The sequence below is a fragment of the Ensifer meliloti genome (genome assembly GCF_030064585.1).
Lineage (GTDB): Bacteria > Pseudomonadota > Alphaproteobacteria > Rhizobiales > Rhizobiaceae > Sinorhizobium > Sinorhizobium meliloti.
Window position 1 is genome coordinate 2,901,946 of the sequence record NZ_CP120365.1, and the last position, 23,230, is coordinate 2,925,175.

Below are 23,230 nucleotides of genomic sequence, written 5' to 3' on the forward strand. Positions count from 1 at the left end.
TCCCTTTTTTGATTGTCGAGCATTGCGGAATTCAGTGAATGGAGCTGATGAACTTCTTGAGCCTTTCGGATTTAGGGGCGCCGAAGATCGCCTCGGGCGGCCCCTGTTCCTCGATCACGCCGTTGTGCAGGAAAACGATGTGGTTGGCGACGTCACGCGCGAATTTCATCTCATGGGTCACGAGCACCATCGTCCGCTCTTCCCGCGCCAGATCGCCGATGACCGAAAGCACTTCGCCGACGAGTTCAGGATCGAGCGCAGAAGTCGGCTCGTCGAAGAGCATGACCAGCGGCTGGATCGCAAGCGCCCGGGCAATGGCGGCGCGTTGCTGCTGACCGCCTGACAGGAAAGCTGGATAGGCATCCCGCTTCTCGTAAAGGCCGACCCGGCGGAGCAGCGCCTCGGCCGTCTCGACTGCTTCAGCCTTGGTTTTGCCGAGTACGTGCACCGGCGCCTCGATGACGTTCTGGAGAATTGTCATGTGCTGCCAGAGATTGAAGCTTTGGAAAACCATGCCGAGCTGGGTGCGGATCCGCTGGACCTGCTTGCGGTCGGCCGGCATCAATCCGCCGTGGCCGTCCGGCTTCATGCGGATCTCTTCTCCGTGCACGCTGATCTGGCCGGCCGAGGGCAGTTCCAGCATGTTGATGCAACGGAGAAGCGTGGATTTACCGGAACCGCTGCCGCCGATGATCGCGATAACGTCGCCCTGCCGCGCGCTCAGCGACACGCCCTTCAGCACTTCCAATGGCCCGAAACGCTTGTGGAGGTCGGTAACCGCGATTGCCTGGGCCGCATCCGTCATCGGCGCGCGGCTCCTCTCGTTCGCGGAACGCTCGTTGAAGCCATGAAAAACAGTTCCCCTGGTCTTTCTCTCGTGCAGCATCTTCGGCTTGTCACGCTGTTTCTGGATGGCATCGTTGCACTTGTGTCGCTATTATTCAAGCGTATAATAACCACCGGCGTCGATTTTCTGACGCTCCTCGCAACAACGGTCTTCCCCGGGAGCAACGCATGAGCCCAACCGGTTCGCAGGCAATGACGATCTGGCTGAACGGCACGGCGCGGGGCATGCGGTGAACCGGCGCAGCTTTTATCGCGCCCCCGAGGGCGAGCGGCGCCAGGAACTGATCGAGGCGACGCTGGACTGCATTTCGGAATTCGGCCTCAAGGGAGCGACCGTCCGCCAGATCGCCGTTCGCGCCGGCGTTACCGCAGGGCTCGTCCGCCATTATTTCGAATCCAAAGACCAGATGGTTGCGGAGGCTTACCGCGCCGTCATTGCCTCTCTCACGGAGAAGGCGAAGAACGTCGAGGGCGATCCGGCGACGCGTCTCAAGGACTTCATCGCCATCAATCTGACCGAACCGGTCGCCGACAGCCGCAGCATCTCTCTCTGGGCCGCCTTCATCAGTCAGGTCCGGGTCGATCCGGTGCTCGCGGAAATCCATCGCGACGGCTACCTCGCCTTCCGCAACGCGTTGCAGGAGTTGCTCAGCGATTTTCTTTCGGCCAAGGGCCGGCCTGCCGGTCCCGAGGAGTGCCGCCGCTACGCAATCGCGATCAACGGCCTCGTGGACGGGCTCTGGGTCGAAGGCTGCCTCGCCGGCGATCTTTTTCGCGAGGGCGAACTGGTCGGCATCGCCATGGCCTCGGTCGAAGCCCTGCTCGGCCTTCGGATCGAAAAATAGAAATCGAATGAGGGAGTGAATTCTTGCGCTACGCGTCGATCACATCACGTCTTGCCGAGCTCGGTTCCGGCAAATGGACGCTGCACACCCGCGCACGTCAGTTGAAGGCGAGTGGCGCCGAGCTCATCGAGCTGACCATCGGCGAACCGGATCTGCCGCCGGACCGCGCGCTTCTGGAAGAGTGCCAGCGGGCCATGAATGCGGGACGCTACCGCTATTCAAACGGCCGCGGGGAGCCGGCGGTCGTCGCGGCGCTTACCGAAAAGTACCGTCGCCGCCGTGCCGCCGTGACCGCGGAGAACATTCTTTGCTTCCCGGGAACGCAGACGGCGCTCTTCGCCGTCATGTTCGCGCTTGCCGAGGCGGGAGACGGCGTGCTCGTCGGAGACCCCCTCTACGCGACCTATGAAGGCGTCATCCGGTCCACGGGGGCCCATCCGGTATTCGTACCGCTGAACCCGGAAAACGGCTTCCACATGCGGGCGGAGGATCTGGAAAAGGCGGTCACGCCCGAATGCCGCGTGCTGCTCCTCAATACGCCGCACAACCCCACCGGCGCTGTTTTGACGGCGGAAGAGATTGCGGCGATCGGTGAAGTCGCGCGGCGGCACGATCTCTGGATCGTCTGCGACGAGGTATATGAGGAGCTCGTCTTCGATGCGCTCTTCGCCTCGCCATTCGACAATCCCGATCTTGCCGAACGCACGGTCGTCGTCTCGTCCATCTCGAAGTCGCATGCAGCACCCGGCTTTCGCAGCGGCTGGGCCGTCGGCCCGGCCGAGTTCACCGAGCGCCTGCTGCCGATTTCCGAGACCATGCTTTTCGGCCAGCAGCCGTTCATCGCCGATATGACCGCTTACGCGCTGACGCATGACATCGATACGGCGAGGCAGATGCGGGAATCCTACAGCCGGCGCGCCCGGCGGATCATCGACGGTCTTGCGGGGGCGTCCGGGGTTTCGGTGCTGCCGCCGGAGGCCGGTATGTTTGCGCTGATCGACGTCTCCGGCACGGGCCTCTCCGGCGAAGCCTTCGCCTGGGCACTCCTGGAAGAGGAGGGCGTTGCGGTGATGCCGGGGTCCTCCTTCGGCGACAAGGCACGCAACTTCCTGCGCGTGAGCCTGACCGTTCCGGATGCCGCCATCGAGGAGGCATGCCGCCGCATCGCCGCGCTCGCCGAACGCTGCACCATCCGCAAGGAGCGCCGCGCATGACCGTCGAATCGAAAACCGTCGGCGAGACCCTCGTCGATCTCCTGGAAGCCAACGGCGTGGAGGTCGTATTCGGCATTCCGGGCGTGCACACGGTCGAACTTTACCGCGGCCTTGCCACATCGAAAATTCGCCACGTCACTCCGCGCCACGAACAGGGTGCCGGCTTCATGGCCGACGGTTATGCGCGCGTCAGCGGCAAGCCCGGCGTGGTGCTCGTGATCACCGGTCCGGGCCTTACCAACACGATCACCGCCATGGCGCAGGCCCGGCAGGACTCGATCCCGATGCTGGTGATCTCCGGCGTCAACCGCCGGGATTCCCTCGGGCATGGCCGGGGGCTGCTGCACGAGCTGCCCGATCAGAATGGAATGATGAAGACGCTGGCGCTCTATTCGCACACGCTTCTCAACCCCGCCGATCTGCCGCTCGTCGTCGACCGCGCCTTTGCCGTTCTGCTTTCCGGCCGGCCAGGCCCGGTCCATATCGAAATTCCGACCGACGTGATGGCCCTGAAGATCGAGGGCCGGCCGGCAAAGCCGGCGGCGCCGACACGTCCGCGCTCCGACAGCGAAACGCTGCAGAAGGCGGCGATCCTCTGCGCGGAAGCCGCGCGGCCGGTCATCCTGTGCGGCGGCGGCGCCCTGACCGCGGAAGCGGAAGTGCGCGAACTCGCCGAGCGGATCGGCGCGCCGGTGGTCACGACGGTCAACGCCCGCGGCATGCTTGCCGGCCATCCGCTCCGGGTGCCGGCAAGCCCGAGCCTCAAGGCGGTCCGCGCGCTGCTGCGGGAGGCGGATCTCGTGCTGGCGCTCGGCACCGAGATGGGCCAGACCGATTACGATCTCTATGCGGACGGCGGCTTTCCGCTGCTGAAGAACCTTATTCGCACCGACATCGATGCGGCGCAGCTCGCGCGTGGGCCGCAAGCTGCGCTTTCGATCCTCTCCGGCGCGAAGGCTGCGACTGCGGGCATTCTCGGCTTCCTGCCGGACCATGCGGCGGCCAAGGATGGGAGCTTGCGGGCGGAGGCCGCGCGCAAGGCGGCGCTTAAGGAGCTGACAACGAAAATGCTTGCGGAAATCGGCGTCGTCGAGGCGATCTACCGGACGCTCCCCGACTGCACCATCGTCGGGGACTCGACCCAGGCCGTCTATGCCGGCAACCTCTATTGCGACGCGCCGCGGCAAAGGGCCTGGTTCAATTCGGCGACGGGCTACGGCTCGCTCGGCTATGCGCCTCCGGCTGCAGTGGGCGCTGCGGTCGCCGATCGGGGGCGGCCGGTCATATGCCTCGTCGGCGATGGCGGGTTCCAGTTTTCACTGGCCGAGATCGGCTCGGCGGTGGACGCGAATGCCAGGGTCGTCTTCCTCGTCTGGAACAATGACGGATACCGGGAAATCGAATCCTACATGGTCGAATCCGGGATCACGCCGGAGGGCGTCAAACCTTCCGCACCCGATTTCCTGCTGACCGCCGAAGCCTACGGCCTGCCCGCTGAGCGGCTGGCGACCGTGAAGGATCTGCCGCGCGCGCTCGCCGCTGCGGCGTCGCGCCCGGGGCCTTCGCTCATCGAAATCCATCAGGAAAGAACCGCCGGCGCCACTGCATGACGGCCCGGATTTGACTTTTCCGGCCCGGAGTGATGTTAAGAGCGCACATGCTCGAATCCGGCCACGTTCTTCGTTTAGTTTGGTGCTCGGGCTGAATTCGTCTCGCTTGCGTTCGATCGCGGATTGACCGGATGCAAAGAGAAAGGGACCGCGTCCTCGATGGACCTCATGGGTGGTGGCAGCAGGAGCATGCACGCCAGCCGGCTTCTCGCCGTGCTGTGGCTGTTCTGCGCCTCTCTTTCCATGCAGGTCATCGCGGTCGGCCAGGGTGCAGCAGGCCGCGCGGCCGGAGCGCCGGCCGGCAATGTCGCTCAACCCGATACAGGTTCCTCCGACCGGCCGGTCGCCCGCCAGATTTGCAGGGCGGTTGCACTGCCCGACCTCCGTTTCAGCGGCGAGCGCGCTGACGGCAAGTCGATGCCCGGCGGCGATCCGGCGCCATGCATCCAATTTCAACGCGTGGCGCTCGCTGCGCCCGTGGCTTCTCCTTCTCCATCTCTGCCGCGAGCCGAAATCGCACGTGGCGCGCCGTGCCAGAACGAGTGCATCCGCGCGCCGCCACCGGCGGCAGCCATCGTTTGAGTTCGGCAGGGCTTTCGATCCCGCCTCAGCCATTGATGAAAACCCAGCCCGGACGCTGCCCAAGGCGCGTTCAGGCGTTTATGGAATTCCCACATGCGTACATCCAGATGGGCGGTCCTCGCCTATGTCGCGATCATCATCTTCGGATGCCTTGCGGCGCTGCCGAGCGTTCTGACGCCGGCCATGAGGGAGCAGGTCGCTTCCGTTCTCCCGTTCGAGCCGGTCACGCTCGGCCTCGATCTGAGGGGCGGTTCGCACCTCGTTCTCGAGGTGGACGGGGCGGGGCTGCAGAAGGCTCGCCTCAACTCGCTTCTCGACGATACCCGTCGCGTCCTGCGCGGCGAGCGCGTTTCCGCTTCCTCGGCGCGCATCAGCGGCAACAGCGTGACCGTAAGCATCCCCGATGCTCAGGACCGGGACAAGGTTCTGCCGAAGCTGCAGGAACTGGCGACGCCCGTGAGCACGGTGGGTTTCGCCGCCCCGGCTCCTGAGGTCGAGGTAACGACGGCGGGCGATGTCATCACCCTGGCGATGACCGAGGCGGGTCTTGCCGACCGCATGACCAAGGCGGTCGAGCAGAGCCTGGAAATCATCCGCAACCGCGTCGACCAGGTCGGCGTCGCCGAACCGCTGATCCAGCGCATCGGTTCCAACCGCATTCTGGTCCAGCTGCCCGGCCTTCAGGATCCGACACGCCTGCGCGAGCTTCTGGGTTCGACGGCACAGATGAGCTTCCACATGCTCGATCAGAGCGTCGACGTCACACAGCCGGCGCCGCGTGGGGTCGACATTCTGCCGGGCGCCAATGACGGCAACCGCTATCCGGTCGAAAGCCGCGTCGCCATTTCCGGCGAGCGGCTGGACGACGCCAAGGTCGGCTTCGATCAGCGCACCAACCAGCCGGTCGTCGATTTCAGCTTCGACTCGCTCGGTGCCCGCCAGTTCGCCGACATCACACGCGAAAACGTCGGCCGGCCGTTTGCGATCGTGCTTGACGGCAAGGTGCTGACGGCGCCGGTCATCAACGAGCCCATTCTCGGTGGCCGCGGCCAGATCAGCGGCAGCTTCACGGTCGAGGAGGCGACGGTTCTTTCCGCACTCCTGCGCTCCGGTGCGCTGCCGGCACCGCTGACGATCATCGAAGAGCGCTCGGTCGGCCCGAATCTCGGCAGCGACTCGATTCGCATGGGCCTCTTTACCGGTCTCGCCGGTTTCGGCCTCGTCGTGGTCCTCATGGTCGTCCTCTACGGGGCCTGGGGTATGATCGCCAATGTCGGCCTGGTGTTGCACACGATCATGACGATCGGCGTACTCGGCCTCATAGGTTCGACGCTGACCTTGCCCGGTATCGCCGGTATCATTCTCGGCATCGGCATGGCCGTGGACGCGAACATCCTGATCAATGCGCGTATTCGCGAAGAGACCGAGGCGGGCGCCGGCGCGATGAAGGCGCTGGATATCGGCTTCAACAAGGCTTATGCGACGATCATCGACTCCAACGTCACGACGCTTGCGGGCACGGTGCTTCTCTTCTGGTTCGGCAGCGGGCCGGTGAAGGGCTTTGCCGTCACCATGATGCTGGGCATCGGCATTTCGATGTTCACATCGGTTACGGTCGTGCGCCTGCTGATGCGCGAAGTCGTCGTGCGCCGCAAGATGAAGAAGCTGGAAATCCCGTCGCTTTTTGGCAAGGTGCCGCAGCTGCCCACCTTCTCCTTCATGAAGGGCCGCTTCCTCGCGATCGGCTTTTCGGCATTCCTGTCGATCAGCTCCGTCATCCTGTTCTTCACGCCGGGTCTCAACTACGGCATCGATTTCATCGGTGGCATTCAGGTCGAGGCGGTTTCGAAGGAGAAGATCAATCTGCCGACACTGCGTCAAAGCCTCGAGGAGCTCAATCTCGGCGAGGTGGCGCTCCAGGACTTCGGCGGCGGCCAATCGGTGCTGATCCGCGTGCAGCGGCAGCCGGGCGGCGAGCAGGCGCAGACGGTGGCACTGAACAAGGTCAAGGATGCGGTGACGACCGCCCTCCCCGGTGCCAGCATGGAGCGGACCGAGGTCGTCGGTCCGACGGTCAGTGGCGAACTGGCGCGATCCGGCTTCCTCGCCGTCGCCCTCGCCATGTTGGCGATCCTGCTCTACATCTGGTTCCGCTTCGAATGGCACTTCGCCGTCGGCGCGATCGCCGTGCTCTTGCTCGACATCACCAAGACCGTCGGGTTCTTTGCACTCACGGGCATCGACTTCAACCTGACCGCGATCGCAGCGCTGCTGACGATGATCGGCTATTCGGTGAACGACAAGGTGGTGGTCTACGACCGCATGCGCGAAAACCTGCGCAAGTACAAGTCGATGCCGTTCTCCGATCTCATCGACATGAGCATCAACCAGGTGATCGCGCGATGCATCTTCACCTCGGCTGCAACGGCGCTTTCCCTTGTGCCGATGGCGATCTGGGGCGGCGAGGCGGTGCAGAGCTTCGCCTGGCCGATGATCTTCGGCGTCATCGTCGCGACGACCTCGTCCATCTATATCGGCGGTCCGATCCTCCTGTTCCTGAGCCGCTGGTGGAAGGAGCGGGAAGCCGCTCGTTCCGCCGGGCAGCAGGCGGAAACGCCGACGGCCTGACGGCCTCGCGCCGTTGACGGATGCGGGCGGAAAACCGTCCGCGCCTTTCCTGATCCCGCCGTGTCGATCGCGGCAAAGGGGCAGCCTCTACGAGGGCTGCCCCTTTTTCGTCGGAAATTCCTGCCTATATTCGACCCGTCCCTTGCACGGCGATTCGGCGCTACCTAGATAGCGAGATAGCCCGGACAGGCGAACGGATTTGCCGACGCGCCAGCTGCGGAAACGAGTAGTGAGAATTATTTTTCGCGTTTGCGTTTCTGAAGTTGACGAAATTGGTAGATTATTTTAGTTTGCCACTGTGGGAAGCGGAAGGAGTCCGCTTCGATTTGTTCATGAGCGCCTGGCGTCCTATGCCGGGCCAGCCAAAGGAGAGTGACATGTTCGAATTCTCGACCGCCGCTTTCTGCGGCTCACGTTCCCATTGTCGTGCAACGGTTAAAGGTGTCATTCGTCAACTTCGCCGAATGTGACCGTTCAAACTTACCGAGTTCATCCTTTGCCGAGAATTGAATTATCCGCGCCCGTGGGTGCGGAGGAGCGTTATTTACATGAGCAAGCAAGTTATCGAATATGGTGGTGAAGCCGTCGGAGTCGTCGTTCCCGACCAAGACCGTCTGAAGTTCCTGGCCGTCAAGTATCACGTCTGGGACCTGGACGCGCAACGCTTCCGTTCGGTCGATGAAGCACGCGCGGCCATTGGCCGGCTCCTTTCCGCCCAGGGCGGGCGGAACCTCACCAATCGGACGCCCGGCATTGCCGCCGCGTGACGTGCGAACCGTTCCAGGACAAGAAATTCTCTTCCAGGACAAGAAATTCTCTGGGGCGCGTCAGTGATACATTGAAACCCTGACGCGCTCCTGCACTCTTCCATCCTCGGTTACCGATCCTTCTCCGTTGTCGACTATATCAGTGTATTGGCAGCGCATTCTTGTGCTATGCCGGGACAAGACTGTTTCCGAGGTCGGATCCGGCGTTTCTGCGGGATCGGGGAGAATTGACTCGAATGCTGACGAAGAAGGGAAAATACGGACTGAAAGCATTGGTCGACCTGGCACGGCTTCCACCCGGGCAGACTGCCTTCATCACCGAAATCGCACAGCGCAACAACATTCCGAAAAAGTTTCTAGACACTATACTCCTGGAACTGCGCAACGCCGGCGTGTTGCGCTCGAAGAAAGGACCGGGCGGTGGTTATTCCCTGTCGCGACCGGCCTCCGAGATTCGCATCGGCCATGTCATAAGGACGCTCGACGGCCCGCTGGCGCCGATACGCTGCGCCAGCCGCACGGCTTATGAAATGTGCGACGACTGCACCGATCCGGAGACCTGCCGGGTGCGCATCTCGATGACATCGGTGCGTGACGCGATGTCCTCCATCCTCGATTCGATGACGCTCGCCGAATTCGCCGCCGGCGGGATCCTTCCTCCGGAGACCTCGGTCGAAAAGCGCGTCGGCTGAGCATGACGGTTCGAAACGTCGCCGGTTTGGTATAAATGGCCGCCGAAAGGCTTGGTTTGTCCATGAAAAGAGCCTATCTGGCGTCTATCTTGCTGCGGCCCGCTGACGAGGCCGTTTTTTGGCTACGCACTTCCGGCGGAAAACCGTGACGCAGTTTTCCCGGAGGTGCCCTAAAGGGGGTCGATGATGGGTGTGAGACACGCGACGGCGGATGCGCATGCCGGTGGCACCGTGCTGGAGTCGATCGGCAGGACGCTGACGACGGCGACGAACGGCATCAAGGCCCTTGCAGACCATCTGACCAGTGACCAGGACTTCGCGGGCGCCCTCGTCGATGCGGTCGAACTGATGGGCGACGGCGACGGCCGCGTCGTCGTTTCCGGGGTCGGCAAGAGCGGGCATATCGGCCGCAAGATTGCAGCCACCCTCGCATCGACCGGCACCTCGGCCTATTTCGTCCATCCGACCGAGGCAAGCCACGGCGACCTCGGCATGATCACCGCTCAGGATGCGCTGGTGCTGCTCTCCTGGTCGGGCGAAACGGCGGAACTCGCCAACATGCTGACCTACGCCAAGCGTTTCAAGGTGCCGATCGTCTCGATCTGCTCGAACCGCGAGAGCACGCTCGCACGGAATTCCGAGATCGCGCTCGTGCTGCCGAAGGTGCCGGAGGCCTGTCCGCACGGCCTGGCGCCGACGACCTCGGCCATGCTGCAGCTTGCCGTCGGCGATGCTCTGGCGATCGCGCTCCTGGAGCGGCGCGGCTTCTCGGCCGAGGATTTCAAGACCTTCCATCCGGGCGGCAAGCTGGGCGCGCAGCTGCGGCTGGTTCAGGAGCTGGCGCATGGCACCGGACAGATGCCGTTACTCTCCGTCGGCCGTCCGATGAGCGAGGCGGTCATCGAAATGTCGGCCAAGGGCTTCGGCGTCGTCGGCATAACAGATGAAAGCGGCAAGCTGATCGGCGTCATCACCGACGGCGACCTGCGCCGTCACATGGCGGGCGACCTGTTGGCACAACCGGTCCAGGAGGTGATGTCGCGCAACCCGCGGGTGATCAAGGGTGACGTCCTTGCCAGCGCCGCCATGGAATTCATGCAGGACCACAAGGTCACCGTGCTGTTCCTCGTCGACGAGGCCGGCGCCCCGGTCGGCATCCTGCACATTCACGATCTGCTGCGCGCCGGCGTCGCCTGATCTTCGCTGAGTTTCACCGGCTTTTGCCGGGGCGGCGGGTCGACGAAGGCGCCCGGTTCATTGACGTCGTTGCGGTGCAGCCGCTCGGCGATGGCCTTGGCGCCGGCATCCGTACCCGCACGGGAATAGAAGTTCCCGCGCACCTGGATCGAAGCGGCCATCAGCCTGAACATTGCCCCGCTCAGCACCGGATCCGGGGCCTCGGGCGCCGTCCAGAACGCGTCGAGCGGCTGCTGGTCGGTGAGACCGGCAATGTCGAAGACGGCCTTTCCCAGGACCTTCACGGGCTTGCCCTGCTTCAGAGCATGCAGTCCGGCGGTCGAGTTGACCGTTACCATTCCGCAACTGTGCTCCGTGAGCGAATCGAGATTGCCGCCGTCGAGATAGAGGACCCTGTCGCCGACACCGAGTGAGGCGGCCTTGTCCGCGACGATCCTGCGCCAGGAGATCAGGCTGTTGTCGAGCGGGTGCACCTTGACGGCGAGCCTGGTTCCTGCCGGCGCACGGTGCGCGAAAGAGGCAAGGATGCCGTCGATCGCTTCCCGCTGGCTGCCGAAGGGTGAATGCGCACGCAATTGATAGTCCGTTTCAAGTTGAAGCGGATAGACGAAGTACGGCGCATTTTTCGCCGAAAGCGAGCGGATCAACGCATCCGCGCGCCGCTGCTCGCGTTTGCCGGCCGCCAGCCGCCGGATCCACCCGGCATATTCGGCGAGCGGATGAAAGATGCCGTGCCGGCGGTAGCCGGGAAAGAGGAAGCAGAAAAACACGTTCGGCAGGTTGTAGAGGAGGTCGTATGCCGCCTCCGCAAGAAAGCTCTGCCGGTAGAGCCGTTGCCAGTCGGGCTCGGGCAGTCCCGTTGCCGCTCGCAGGATTTGCGCGGGATCGACCGGAAAGTGCGAGTTGGACGACATGCCGCCGCGCTCGAGCGTCAACCAGTCCGGCCTGAGATAGCCCATTTCGACCACAAAGACGCGGACGCCGGCTTTTCGCGCGGCCGCTGTGGCGATCCGGTGATAGGGGCGCTCTTCGCCGAGCAGGACGAGGTCGGTGACGGCGTGGCGGCGGATAAAGGCCTCCACATAGGCCGGCCACCGCGCCAACGAGCCACGGTAGTTATGGCCGCCCGGGCGCCGCCAGAATATCTGGTCGCCGGGATTGAGGTTGATGCGCAGACAGCAATGGCCCAGCACTTCGAGATGCCCGGCGACCTTGGCGAAGACCGGCGACGCCGGTCCCTGCAAGAACAGGAAGGTTCTTGGCGGCGCGGGATCTATGGTCGTATCTGCTGTCATCGGGCGGATTTCCGGAAGACGCTGCTATTGCAGCGCGTCCTTGTGCAGATTGGCGTGCTTCAGCATGGAGCCGAGCAGGTTCCAAGGATCCTCGTCCTTCGCCCGCTTCGGGCTGTGGGCCGCGGCGCGCGCCTTGGCGAGCGGCACGATGAAATAATCCGTGCGGGGATCCGGGAAGGGATCCGCGAAAGATTTCAGAAGGGGCGCGTGGTCGCCGTAAAAGACGAACCAGACCGGCCGGTCGAGCTTGTTGAGGCCGTCGATCAGCTGCTTCAACGCAGCGTCAGACTGCTCGAGGATGGCCAGGTAGATATCGACGGGATTGGTGAGCGTACCGACGCGCCCCGGTTCCCAGGGGCCGTGATTTGCCATCGAGGCGACGAAGAAAAAGCCGCTCTCCTCTTCCGGCAGCTTCTCGACTTCGGCGAGCACGCGGGCTGCCAGCGTGGCGTCGGAGACATAAAGCCCGTCCCGCTCCGGTTTATGGTCGAAGGCATCGAGCATGGTAAGCTTCTCGAAGCCGAGCAGGGGCATCGCCTTGTGCCGCAGGAAGAACGTCCGGTCATAGGGATGAATGAAATGCGTGCGCCAGCCGGCGCGCTTGAGCTTTCCGGGCCAGACGATATCGGCATAGTGCGCGGCACGGAGATAAGGATAGCTGGCATCGACGTGGATGTCGTCGGGCACAAGGCCGCTCAGGACGGCAAATTCGGTGCGCAGCGTGTAGCCGCCCTCGAAGACATTGCTCAAGCGCCCCCATTGCACCGCCTGCTTGCGCAACCGGTCGACCGTCGGAAGCTTGATCGAATCGACACCGAAATGCCGCATGTCGATGAAGGACTCCGACTGCCATACGATGATCAGCGGGGCCTCCTCGTGGCCGATGAGGTCGTGCACCGCGGCGCGCAGTATTTCCGACAATTCGGCGACGATCTTGTCGCGCTTGACGCCGAGCCAGATGATGAAATGGAAGACGACGGAAGCGAAGGTACCGAAACGCACCGTGTTCATCTTGACGTTGATCGCCTTCACCAGCCTCTGCACGAGAGCGGCCGTCGGGCGGTTCACGGGCCCGTAAAACAACAGTCCCCAGGGTCCGGCGGCGATCCCCACCATCACCAGAACCCAGAAGAGCCTGCTTCTTTCGGGCAGGATCGTCGGCTCGAAATACATGTAAAGTGCCGATACGCCGAACACGTAAAGGAAGGCGACGATCCAGAAGACGATGTTCAGCGAACTCGCATAGAAGATCGTCTTGTACTTGAAGACATCCGCGACCAGGGCGATATCGGAAAAGACCAGCGGCTCACGGATGAACTTGAACTTCGCGCGGGAAATGCCGGTGAAAATGATGAAGAAACTCATCGTGCCGGCGGCGGCATAGAGGGGCCGCCACGAGATCGCGAAGAAGCCGGCAAAGACGAGCGCGATGACCGGCAGCCGGGCGAGATGGTCGATCCTGTCCCGATTGCGCCCGTATTTCGGTGCGTTCTTCCTGCGTTCGCGCGCCGGAAGGGCGAACCGGTCCGTATAGAAGATCACCGCGCAGGACAGCAGGTAGCACCCGAGGGTCAAGGCTATCGGGTAGTCATGCAGGTTGAAGGGAATGAGCGCCAAGCCGATACCTTTGAGCCATTTCACCGTCGCCGCCTCGGCAGAAGGCTTCTCCCGACACTTAAAGCCTAATATTGGCTGGCACAAGCATGGCCGCGGGCGCCGCCGTCACAGTCCACTGTTGCGCGCGATCGCCCGGTCGAACCACCAATTGAGGAAAGGCCTGACCGCCGGCCCGAAGCGGCCGAGAAGATACAAGGCCGCGCCAAAATAAATCTCGAAGCGCCGCCGGTCGATGCCCTTGACGATCTTTCGCGCGACCGCCTCGGCCGTCCATGGGCGGACGGTTCCCATGATTACGCTTGCCTCCACTGGCCGGGCGGCAAGCTCCCTCTTGAATTGCGGCGTCTCCGTATCGGGTGGAAAGCAGATCGAAATGCCGACATTGTGGGCGTGCGCTTCGCTGCGCAGCGCCTGGGCGAAGCCGTTAAGCGCGAACTTCGAGGCGCAGTAGGCGGTATATCCGTAGATGCCGATCAGGCCGGCACCCGAAGAAACCATCAGAATATGGCCGCGGCGCCTGTTCTTCATGTCCGGATAAACTGCGCGCACGGCATGCACCGTGCCCGAAAAGTTCGTTTCCATCTGCCGGTGGAAGGCCGCTCCCTGCATCGCCTCGAATGGCGCCGGTTCGACGACGCCTGCCGAGGTCACGAGAACGTCGCAGGGTCCGAACGCATCCACACAGCGGAAGACCGCGGCCTCGATCTCCTCTCCTTTGGAGACATCGGCGGCCTCTATGCGGACCGCTCCGGCCTCGAGACCGTGTTCGGCTACCAGCTTCTGTGCTGCCTTCTCCAGAAGATCGCGCGAGCGTGCGACAAGAGAGAGCCGCGCTCCGCGGGCCGCGTAGATTGAGGCGACCGCGAGGCCAATTCCGCTCGAGCCGCCGGTGATGATCACATGTGTCATGGACGAACCCGTTGGCGGCCCGCCTGCGGCGGCTGGTGGTCAGCGCGCCGAGAGCGCACTCAGCATCTTCTCGATATCGACGCCGCCGAGGCCGAAATTGCGGTCGGTGAGATCCTTCAGGCGTTCAGCCGTCAATGTGACGGTGCGGCGGATCTGTTCCTCGGTGTGGTCGCAGGTGATGAAGAAGCGCAAGCGCGCCTGTCCTTCCGGCACCGCCGGGTGGATGATCGGCAGGACGTTGACGCCGGCGGCGAGCAGGTCGTTCGAAAGCTGGACGGCGCGCAGCGAATCCCCGACGATGACAGGCACGACCGAAAAGCCGCCGCTCAGCCCGGTATCGAGGCCGGCCTCCTTGGCAAGCTTCAGGAACAGGCTGCCGTTGCGTCTCACCGCCGCCGTGCGTTCCGGTTCGCTTGCCAGGATGTCGAGGCTGGCGACCGCGGATGCGGCAAGCACGGGCGCGAGGCCGACGCTATAGACGAAGCCGCCGGCAGATGCCTTTAGCACGGCCGCCAGGGCGGCGCTTCCTGCTATGTAGCCGCCGCAGCTCGACGTCGTCTTCGACAATGTTCCCATCCAGATGTCGACTTCGTGCGGATCGGCCCCGAAATGTTCGGCGAGGCCCCTGCCGTGCCGGCCGAGGACCCCGAGCGAATGCGCCTCGTCGACCATCAGCCAGAAGCCGTATTCGGCCCTGAGCTTCAGAAGCGCCGGCAGATTGGCGACGTCGCCGTCCATCGAGTAGATGCCCTCGACGATCACCAGGATGCGCCGGTAGTCACCGGCGACGGTGCGCAGGACATGCTCGAGATCCGCGGTGTCGTTGTGCTTGAAGAAGCGGCGTGTCGCACCTGAAAGCTTGATCCCGGCGAGCGCGCTGTTGTGGATGAACTCGTCGTGGATGACGAGGTCCTTCGGCCCCATCAGGCAGCTGATCGCGGCGACATTCGTCAGGTAGCCGCTTACGAAACAGACGGCGGCATCAACGCCGTAGAATTGCGCGATCTTTTCTTCGAGCTCCACATGCTGCGGCCGTTCGCCGGCAACGAGGCGGCTCGCCGACGCGGAAATCCCGAAGCCGGCGATCGTCTCGCGCGCCCGCTCGAGGACGTGAGCATGCCGGTTGAGCCCGAGATAGTCATAGGAGGCGAAGTTGATCAGCTTGCGGCCATCGATCATCGTCGTCGCACCGGCTGCCGTCTGATGCGGCCGGTAGAACGGGTTGGCGATGCCGAGCTGCTCGCTGGCGATCTTCTGCGTAAGGACCTGCTTATACTCGGGCAGATCCTCGAAACGCGCCTGCTGGCGACGCGGAGCCGGCGGCAACTCCCGCTCCGAGCGCGCCATCCGGTTGCGCTCGGACGATTGATGCGTGTTCCGCATCCTGTCCAACAGGCTCTCCTTGAGACTGCTGTTCATTTTCGGGAAGGTCTGGCCGTTTCCATCGTTGCTCATTGACTCAGTGCTTTTTCCTTGTCCGCTCCGACATGACGCTGCGTGAGTTCTGTTACAAGCTTGTCGTCACCGGCCTCGTTCTCGTTGCCCTGGTCACGCTTGCTTACTTTTTCATGGAGCTTGCGCGCGATGTCGCCGACCGTGGTATTGTCCGCGACGCCGCTCAAAGGCATGTCGAAGCCGGTGTTCTGCTGGAAACTCATGCCGAGTTCAACGGCCATGAGGCTGTCGAGGCCGATCTCCTTCAATATCTTTCCGCGAGTGACCGTATCCTTCGAGACACGAAGGATGGCAGCGATCTCGCCGGCCACCAGATCGAAGAGGATGTCCTCGGCCTCCTGCGGCGATTTGCCTTCGATCATGGCGACGAGATCCATCGTCGTGCCCTCGGCGCCTGCGGCATGCTGATCGGCGCTGCGCAGGATCACCTCGAAGAGCGCGTTGCGGGCGACCGGCAGGTTCCGCGCAGCCGTCCAGTCGATCTCCGAAATCATCACGACGGCCGCGTCGACCGTGCCCGGATCCGCGGCGACGTGGTTTTCCACCATGTCGAGCGCCACCTGGGCCTTCAGCGCCGTTTTGCCGATGCGCTTGGCGAGCAGGTCGTTGACATCGGCGTTCTGCGTCAGGTAGCCGGCATCGGCAATCGCGCCGAAGCCGATGGCGAGCCCTGCCAGGCCCTCCTGGCGCCGTGCACGGGCAAGGCCTTCGAGATAGCCGTTTGCGGCGACATAGTTCGCCTGGCCGGGATTGCCGACCAGCGTCGTCGCCGAGGAGAACAGGATGAAGTTGTCGAGCCTGTCACCACGGGTAAGGCGATCGAGAATTGCCGCGCCCTTGGCTTTCGTTTCGATGACCGGCCGGTTGCGTTCGCGGCTCAGATTGCTGATCAGCGCATCGTCGAGCACCATCGCCGCGTGAACGACGGAGCGAAGCGGTGCTTCCGAACGAAGCGTCGCCAGAAGCGTCTCCACGGCCGCGGCATCCGTGATGTCGCAAGCATGGACCGAAGCCGCAACGCCGCCATTCTGCCAGCGCTCGATCATCGCGCGCGTTTCCGCATCCGGCTGGCCTCGGCGGGAGCAAAGCGCAATACGGCGTGCGCCTTTCTCGACGAGCCAGTTGGCGGCGACGAGGCCGAAGCCGCCGATGCCGCCGACGACGAGATGGACGCCGTCCGGGTCGACCTTCATGCCCCTCACAGCCTTCGCCGTCACCTCGTGCCTGCCGGCAACGGGCGGCAGCACCACGATCTTGCCGATATGCCCGGCATTCTGCATCAGCCGGAAGGCATTGCCGATTTCATCGTAATCGAAGGCGCGATAGGGAAGCGGCGTGAGCTTGCCTTCCTCGAAGAGCGCTCCGATCTGCATGAAGATGCGCCTGGTCAGATCCGGCGCATTCACCAGCAACTGATCGGCGTCGATGCCGAAATAGCTGACATTGCGGCGGAACGGCCTGAGCCCGATCTTGCTGTCGGCGTAATAGTCGCGCTTGCCGAGTTCCAGGAACCGGCCAAAGGGTTTCACCAGCGAGAGGCTCTGCTCCATCGCTTCGGCGAAAAGCGAATTGAGCACGAGGTCGACGCCTTCCCCGCCGGTGACCGAACGGACATCCTCGACGAAGCCGAGCGAACGCGAATCGAAGACATGGTCGGCGCCGAGCATCGTCAGGAAGCGCCGCTTTTCGCGCGTTCCCGCCGTGGCGATGACCTTGGCGCCCTTGAGCTTTGCGACCTGGAGCGCGGCAAGGCCGACGCCGCCGGCAGCACCGTGGATCAAAATCGTCTCTCCAGCCTGAATGCGGCCGAGCTCGACAATGGCGTAGTAGGCGGTAAGGAAGGCGACCGGCAATGTGGCCGCGGCCACCGGGCTCAACGCTCGCGGCAGCTTGGCGATGCCGGCGCGCGCGACGACCGCATGGGTCGAGAAGGCGGCGGAGGCGATGGCCATCACCGCATCGCCGACCGCGAGATCGTCGATCTCTTCGCCGACCGCGACCACGTGGCCGGACAGTTCCATGCCGATGGTTGCCCCGGCGAAGCCGTCTTCCAACGCCTCTTCCGGCAACAGGCCCATGGCCCACATCACGTCGCGGAAATTCAAGCCGGTTGCCGCGACGGCAACGACGACCTCGTTGGGGCCCGGCTCCGGTACGCTCGCCTCTTCCCAGGCGATGCTTGCAACCTGCGAGCTGACGCGCTGGCGAATGGTCGCGGCCGCGAAGGCGTTGGTTTTCCCGTCAGCCTTGTTCGTTGCGCCGGGTACGGCCCGAAGCTCCGACAGCAGGCCCGTCTTACGGTCGAGCAGCCATTCCCGGTTCTGTCCCGAAACCGTCAGCAGGGGAAGCGCTGCGGCAAGCATATCCTTGCGGCCGATGTCGGCATCACCGGCAAGATCGAGCGTGTGAACGTCGATAAACTCATACTCGTTCTGAAGGACGCGGGCGAAGGCCCACAATCCGGAATTCAGCCCGGAGCCTGCCGAGGCTGATAAGGGAGCGCCGCCCGGGGCCACGAGCACAAGGCGCGGCCGGTCGTCGCCCTCCGGCTCGACGCCGGCGAGATGCTGTTTCAATGCCTCGGCAAAGGCGCTGAGCGCCAATACACGCGTCTGCAGCAGGGCCGAACCGTCGCCGACGGCGCGCTCCGCCTCGGACATGAAAACCGCGCGCAACGGTCTGTCGCCCATGGCTTCGAGGGCTGCGCGGAGCGTCGCCATATCTGCGGCAAGGTCGCCTGTCACACGGACGGGAGCGGCACTCCTTCCACCGGCCGCGACCGGTTTCTGGGCAGTGGCAGTCTCGATCAGCAGATATGGTGTTCCGGTTTCGCCCGGCTCGGCGCCCGCGCCTGCCGCCGCTGTGCCCCGGGCCTCGATCAGGATGGTGTTCCCATGCGGGCATTCGCGATCCGTCACGACCACGTCGCCGAGGTCGAGATCTGCGAGACACTTCTGCCAATGGGGTACGGCCGCGATCCTGCCGATCGGGAATTCTGCCGTCTGGCTGCGCTCGAACCATCCGCCCGAGAGACCCAGGGCGAAATCGGCGAAGATCGACGGCGCGCTGACGGCCGCGACGAGCCCGCTTCCGGGGGGCATGGAGCGAAGGGCCGTGCGGACGCCGCTCTCCTCTTCGATCAGCTGGTAGAGATTGTCCGAAGCACTGACGGCGAGGTCGAACGGCCCGATATCGGCGAATTCGCTCTTCTTCAGAACGCGCACATGCGCATCCTCCTCGAAGGCGATTTCCAGATTCCGTTGTGCATTGTCGCGCGGCTCGAAAATGGAAAGTGCTGCACCATTGCGCGCTGCCAGATCGGCCAGCCGGCGGCTGAAGCCGGCGGAGACGCTGCCGAGTTCGATGAGCCGCAGGCGGGCGCCTGCCGGCTGCGCAGCGAGAACGTGTTCGACCGTATGAAGCACCTGGTCCATGCGCGACCGGCTCGCCACGGAATGCACGGCCTGATGGTCGAGCGTCGCTTCGCTGATGAAACCGGCATTGAACGAAGCCGCGTCGTCGCCTGCACGCACCGGCCCAAGCAGCGCGTCGAGACGGCTGAGTGCTTCCGCATAGGCGTTGTTGACGAGCACCGCTTCCACCGCACGATCGGGGCGGTCGCCATAGAGCTCGCCAAGGATCTCCGGAACGGTCGGAAGCGAGAACTCCCGTGCGACCTTCCAGTTGCCGTTCTGGTGCTCGCAAAGGCCGGCATCCTCGAGCGTCAGCAGGCAGCTCGTCAGGAAGCACTGGAACGCGAAGTCCCCGGGCAGCGCGTCGCCTCGCACTGTGGCGGTCCCCCTGCCGAGCTTCAGGGCAATTTCCTGGCAGGCGCGGTAGATGGCGGCGTTGAAGAGCAGGGTCGCGTTGTCGACGCCATTGTCATCGATCGGCTCGGCCAGGGTCGCAGGCATGGCCGTCGCAACTTTCGTGCCGGGCATGACCACGTCGGACAGAACTGCCTCATAGTGGAAGGAAAGGCCTTCAAGCGTCTTGTGCTTGCGCAGATAGGTACGGCGGAAGCGGCAATCCTCGAAGTGTGCGATCGCGACGCCGGTCTCGTCGAAGAAATGGAACCGTGCCTTGATCGAGTTGGCGCTGACCCGCTCGATCTCGATCGTCGCGCGGGCGATCGGCCGGCCGGCATTGACGACGCGCACGGAGCCGAAACGGACAGGAATATAGGGGGCGCCGCCCCTGTCGCCGGTGAAGCGGTCGAAGAGTGCGACCAGGCCGTGGAAGGTCGCGTCGACCGAGATCGGATGAAGGGCGTAGGTGACGTGGGGGTGCCCCGATGCCTGGGGGTGCTTCAACTCGACGTCGATAAGCCGGTCGCCATAGGCCACGGCTTTGGAGAGAAGCTGGAATTGCGGGCCGTAGTCCAGCCCGAACTGCTTCGCCGTTTCATAGGCCTTGGCCGCCGTCACGGTCGCCGTCTTCGCCAAGCCTTTGGTGGACGGACAGTCGTTGCTCGTCGTCGGCAAGGGCTTGCGGCTTCGCGCGACGGCATGCACCGTCCAATCGTCTTCCGAGAGACGTTCGCGCGACCGGATCTCGATGTCGCCGGTCTCCGGCGACAGGATGGTCGAGAGTTCCATGATGCGGCTGTCGCTCAGTTCGAGCGGGCGGACGATCTCCAGATTGGTGATCTCGACCTCGTCGCTGCCGTGATATTGCTGGGCGGCGGAAACGGCGATTTCGATGAAACCGCTGCCCGGGAGGATCGCCTTGCCGTCGACCACGTGTTCGGCGAGATCCGGGAAGAGATGCGCGTCGACATGGTTTTTCCAGCTTCCCGCATTGGGGTCGCCGCGCCAGCCGTTGAGCCGATAGGGCTTTGCGGAACGTCCGAAGAGATCCGTCGCATCGGTCGTGGCCGCCGGCCGCAGTTCCACCGGCTCGAAGGGCAGCGCGGGGAGTTCGATGAATGCGTCCCGCTTGCCATAGACACGCGACCGGTCGACGGCGGCACCGTGGGCGACTGCGCGCGCCATCGACGCGGAGATCGGATCGTGGCCGTTCGCGCCGGCGTCGCGCAGCAATGTCGCCACCACCGAAGCCGGCACTGCCGCCTGCTTGATCGTCTCCTTGACGTAGGAGCCAAGGATCGGACGCGGCGAGATCTCGATGAACAGCATGCAGCCGAGATCGAGCGCGGCCTCGGCAGCGGCCTGGAAACGCACGGGCTCGCGAACGTTCTTCCACCAGTAGTCGGGATCGAGAGCAGTCCCGTCGAGCGCGGCACCCGTGACGGTCGACAGATAGGCCAGCTCCGTCCGGCGGGGGGCGATATCAGGGATATCGGAGAGGAACGCCTCTTTCGCCCGGTCGATGATCGGATGGTGGAACGGATAATTGATGTCGAGGATCTGAACCGGGATTTTCGCCTTGCGCGCAGCGTCGCGGAACGCCGAAATCTCGTTCGCCGGGCCGGAGATCGTCACCGAATTGTGAGCGTTGATTGCTGCGACGCAGACATCGTCGAGACCGCGCTCCGCCGCGAAGGCCTTGGCTGCCTCCTCGCCCAGCATAACGGCCGCCATCGTGCCCTGGCCGGCCAGAAGGTCCTGGTGCAGCGATCGTTTGGCGACGATCGACACGGCGTCGACGAGCGACAGCGCCCCCGCTGCATAAGCCGCAGCGATTTCGCCGACCGAATGACCGAAGACGGCGGTCGGCTTGATGCCCATGGCCACGAGCGAGTCGGAGAGCGCGGCCTGTATCGCGAAAAGCAGCGGCTGGGCCACCTTCGTATCCGCGAGCTTCCTGTCGAGTCCGGGGTCGGTCAGGAGATCGGTGAGGACGATATCCGAATGGAACCTGAAAAGGGCGCTGACCGAAGTGAACGACTGACGGAAGTGCAGATTCTCGCGGAAGGCCTCGACACCCATGCCGGCCCATTGCGAGCCGTTGCCGGAGAAGACGAAGGCGACCTTTGCTTCTTTCGCGGCCGCTTCGCCCGTCTCCCCGATATCGGAGCCGGGCTTTTCCAGGTGGTTGGCAATCGCCCGGACGATATCTTCGGGATGATCGCTGCGCGCCGCGAACCGATGGCGCATATGCGTCCGATTGGCGCCGGAGGCGGCGACGATCGCGCGCGTCTCTTCCTTCGTCGCGCCCGCAAAGGCGGCCTTATAGTCTCTGAGCAGGTTTTCGAGGCTCGACGCGGTATGGGCGCTTGCCAGAAACACGTGGCCCGCCGGCGAGGTCGCAGCCTTTTCCGCCTGTGCCGGATCCGGATCGCTGATGACGACATGGGCGTTGGCGCCGCCGAAGCCGAAGGAATTAATGCCGGCGAGCCGCGCCCGCTTGCCCTTCAGAAGCTCGATCGGATTGGCAGTCACACGGACATTGAGGCCGTCGAAGTCGATCTGCTCGTTCGGCGTCTCGAAATGCAGCGAGGCCGGCAGATAATTGTTCTCCAGAGCCAGAACCGCCTTCATCATCCCGAACAGGCCGGAGGCCGGCTCGGTATGGCCGATATTGGACTTTATCGAGCCGATCGGCACCGGAGCCCGGCGCTTCGCGCCGATCACCGTGCCGATGGACCAGACCTCCGCCGGGTCGCCGACCTTCGTGCCGGTACCATGGCCTTCTACGAAGGCAACCTGGTTGGCGTCGATGCCGTTGCCTTCGTAGATCATCCTCAGCAGATTGGCCTGCGCCTCGCGCGAGGGCAGCGAGATGCCGTTGGTGCGCCCGGCCGAATTGACGCCGGAGGCGACGATCCGGGCATAGCTCCGGTCGCGCTCGCGTTGCGCCCGGTCCGTGCGGCGCAGGACGAAGACGACGCCGCCCTCGGCGCGAACATAGCCGGCGCCGTCATTGTCATAGGCGCGGCAGAGCCCTTCGGGCGAGAGCATGCGCGCCTGGGCGAAGCCGACGAAGGGAAGCGGGTGGGCGAGGATATTGACGCCGCCGACGATGGCCGTGTCGATCTCTCCGGCGTTCAGCGCCCGCATCGCCTGATCGAGGGCCACGAGCGAAGAGGAACAGGCCGTGTCGACGGTCATGCTCGGGCCGCTCAGGCCGAAGACGTGGGAAATACGGTTGGAGACGATCGACAGCGTATTGCCCGTCATGAAGTAGGGCCCGGCGGCAGCCGGATCGTCGACCGTCAGATTGGCGTGGTCGAGGCTGGAGGCGCCGACATAGACGCCGACATTTTCACCGTGCAGCGACGCCACGGAAATATTGGCGTCCTCGAGCGCTCGCCAGGCGAGCTGCAACAGAACCCGCTGCTGCGGGTCCATATACATGGCCTCGCGCTGCGACATCCCGAAAACGGCGGGATCGAAATCGTAGATATGGTCGAGGACGCCGGCGGCAAACGAATAGGTCTTGCCGGGCGTGCCCATGACCGGGTGCCAGAAACGCGCAAGGTCCCAGCGGTCCGAAGGGACGCGGGTCACGGTGCACTTGCCCTGACGAAGGATTTTGAACAGCGCCTGCGGAGATTTCGCTCCCGGGGCAAGGCATGCACGCCCTATGATTTCAACCGTCATGTAAGATCGAACGCTCTGAACTGCCGTTAAAATTGTCTTAGCCCATTGCAAGGTCTAACGTAAATTGC

General features: G+C 63.9%; 14 protein-coding genes. 8 read left to right on the forward strand and 6 right to left on the reverse strand.

Annotated elements, in window-relative coordinates; all coding sequences use genetic code 11:
* Positions 1 to 31: 31 nt before the first annotated feature.
* Positions 32 to 805: an ABC transporter ATP-binding protein gene (locus PZL22_RS20820; RefSeq protein WP_013843945.1), complete on the reverse strand. Its 774-nt coding sequence runs from the start codon at positions 803 to 805 to the stop codon at positions 32 to 34.
* 271 nt (positions 806 to 1,076) lie between these two features.
* Between PZL22_RS20820 and PZL22_RS20825 the strand changes: the two genes are divergently transcribed.
* The 8 genes from PZL22_RS20825 (at position 1,077) to PZL22_RS20860 (ending at position 10,381) form a co-directional block, all read left to right on the forward strand.
* Positions 1,077 to 1,691, forward strand: coding sequence for a TetR family transcriptional regulator C-terminal domain-containing protein (locus PZL22_RS20825; protein ID WP_004435838.1), 615 nt, complete (start codon positions 1,077 to 1,079; stop codon positions 1,689 to 1,691).
* Between the two features lie 23 nt (positions 1,692 to 1,714).
* Positions 1,715 to 2,905: a pyridoxal phosphate-dependent aminotransferase gene (locus PZL22_RS20830; RefSeq protein WP_004435844.1), complete on the forward strand. Its 1,191-nt coding sequence runs from the start codon at positions 1,715 to 1,717 to the stop codon at positions 2,903 to 2,905.
* Positions 2,902 to 4,515 carry a 5-guanidino-2-oxopentanoate decarboxylase gene (locus tag PZL22_RS20835; protein WP_004435847.1) on the forward strand — a complete coding sequence of 538 codons (1,614 nt, stop codon included), beginning with the start codon at positions 2,902 to 2,904 and terminating at the stop codon, positions 4,513 to 4,515. Before PZL22_RS20830 ends, PZL22_RS20835 begins: the two co-directional genes overlap by 4 nt.
* 159 nt (positions 4,516 to 4,674) lie before the next feature.
* Positions 4,675 to 5,097, forward strand: coding sequence for a hypothetical protein (locus PZL22_RS20840; RefSeq protein WP_013843949.1), 423 nt, complete (start codon positions 4,675 to 4,677; stop codon positions 5,095 to 5,097).
* Positions 5,098 to 5,190: 93 nt separating this feature from the next.
* Positions 5,191 to 7,725: a protein translocase subunit SecD gene (gene secD / locus PZL22_RS20845; protein WP_004435853.1), complete on the forward strand. Its 2,535-nt coding sequence runs from the start codon at positions 5,191 to 5,193 to the stop codon at positions 7,723 to 7,725.
* A gap of 548 nt (positions 7,726 to 8,273) precedes the next feature.
* Positions 8,274 to 8,492, forward strand: a complete 219-nt coding sequence (locus PZL22_RS20850) for a hypothetical protein (RefSeq protein ID WP_004435856.1) — start codon at positions 8,274 to 8,276, stop codon at positions 8,490 to 8,492.
* A 236-nt stretch (positions 8,493 to 8,728) separates the two neighbouring features.
* The gene (locus tag PZL22_RS20855) at positions 8,729 to 9,184 is read left to right on the forward strand and encodes an RrF2 family transcriptional regulator (protein WP_004435858.1); all 456 of its coding nucleotides are present in this window, start codon (positions 8,729 to 8,731) and stop codon (positions 9,182 to 9,184) included.
* 183 nt (positions 9,185 to 9,367) lie between these two features.
* Positions 9,368 to 10,381 (forward strand): KpsF/GutQ family sugar-phosphate isomerase, encoded by a 1,014-nt coding sequence (locus tag PZL22_RS20860; RefSeq protein WP_004435861.1) that lies wholly within the window; start codon positions 9,368 to 9,370, stop codon positions 10,379 to 10,381.
* Here PZL22_RS20860 and PZL22_RS20865 read toward each other — a convergent pair.
* The 5 genes from PZL22_RS20865 to PZL22_RS20885 all read right to left on the reverse strand — a co-directional run bounded on the left by PZL22_RS20865 (position 10,351) and on the right by PZL22_RS20885 (position 23,162).
* Positions 10,351 to 11,676: a capsule polysaccharide biogenesis protein gene (locus PZL22_RS20865; RefSeq protein WP_004435864.1), complete on the reverse strand. Its 1,326-nt coding sequence runs from the start codon at positions 11,674 to 11,676 to the stop codon at positions 10,351 to 10,353. The two genes, PZL22_RS20860 and PZL22_RS20865, sit on opposite strands and share 31 nt — an antisense overlap.
* A gap of 24 nt (positions 11,677 to 11,700) precedes the next feature.
* Positions 11,701 to 13,317 carry an LTA synthase family protein gene (locus PZL22_RS20870; protein ID WP_004435866.1) on the reverse strand — a complete coding sequence of 539 codons (1,617 nt, stop codon included), beginning with the start codon at positions 13,315 to 13,317 and terminating at the stop codon, positions 11,701 to 11,703.
* A gap of 81 nt (positions 13,318 to 13,398) precedes the next feature.
* On the reverse strand, positions 13,399 to 14,202 hold the full coding sequence (locus PZL22_RS20875) for an SDR family oxidoreductase (protein WP_004435869.1): 804 nt from the start codon (positions 14,200 to 14,202) through the stop codon (positions 13,399 to 13,401).
* Positions 14,203 to 14,241: 39 nt separating this feature from the next.
* The gene (locus tag PZL22_RS20880; RefSeq protein ID WP_004435872.1) at positions 14,242 to 15,657 is read right to left on the reverse strand and encodes an aminotransferase class I/II-fold pyridoxal phosphate-dependent enzyme; all 1,416 of its coding nucleotides are present in this window, start codon (positions 15,655 to 15,657) and stop codon (positions 14,242 to 14,244) included.
* The gene (locus tag PZL22_RS20885) at positions 15,654 to 23,162 is read right to left on the reverse strand and encodes a type I polyketide synthase (RefSeq protein ID WP_046066287.1); all 7,509 of its coding nucleotides are present in this window, start codon (positions 23,160 to 23,162) and stop codon (positions 15,654 to 15,656) included. The genes PZL22_RS20880 and PZL22_RS20885 overlap by 4 nt, the downstream gene beginning before the upstream one ends.
* Between the last annotated feature and the right edge of the window lie 68 nt (positions 23,163 to 23,230).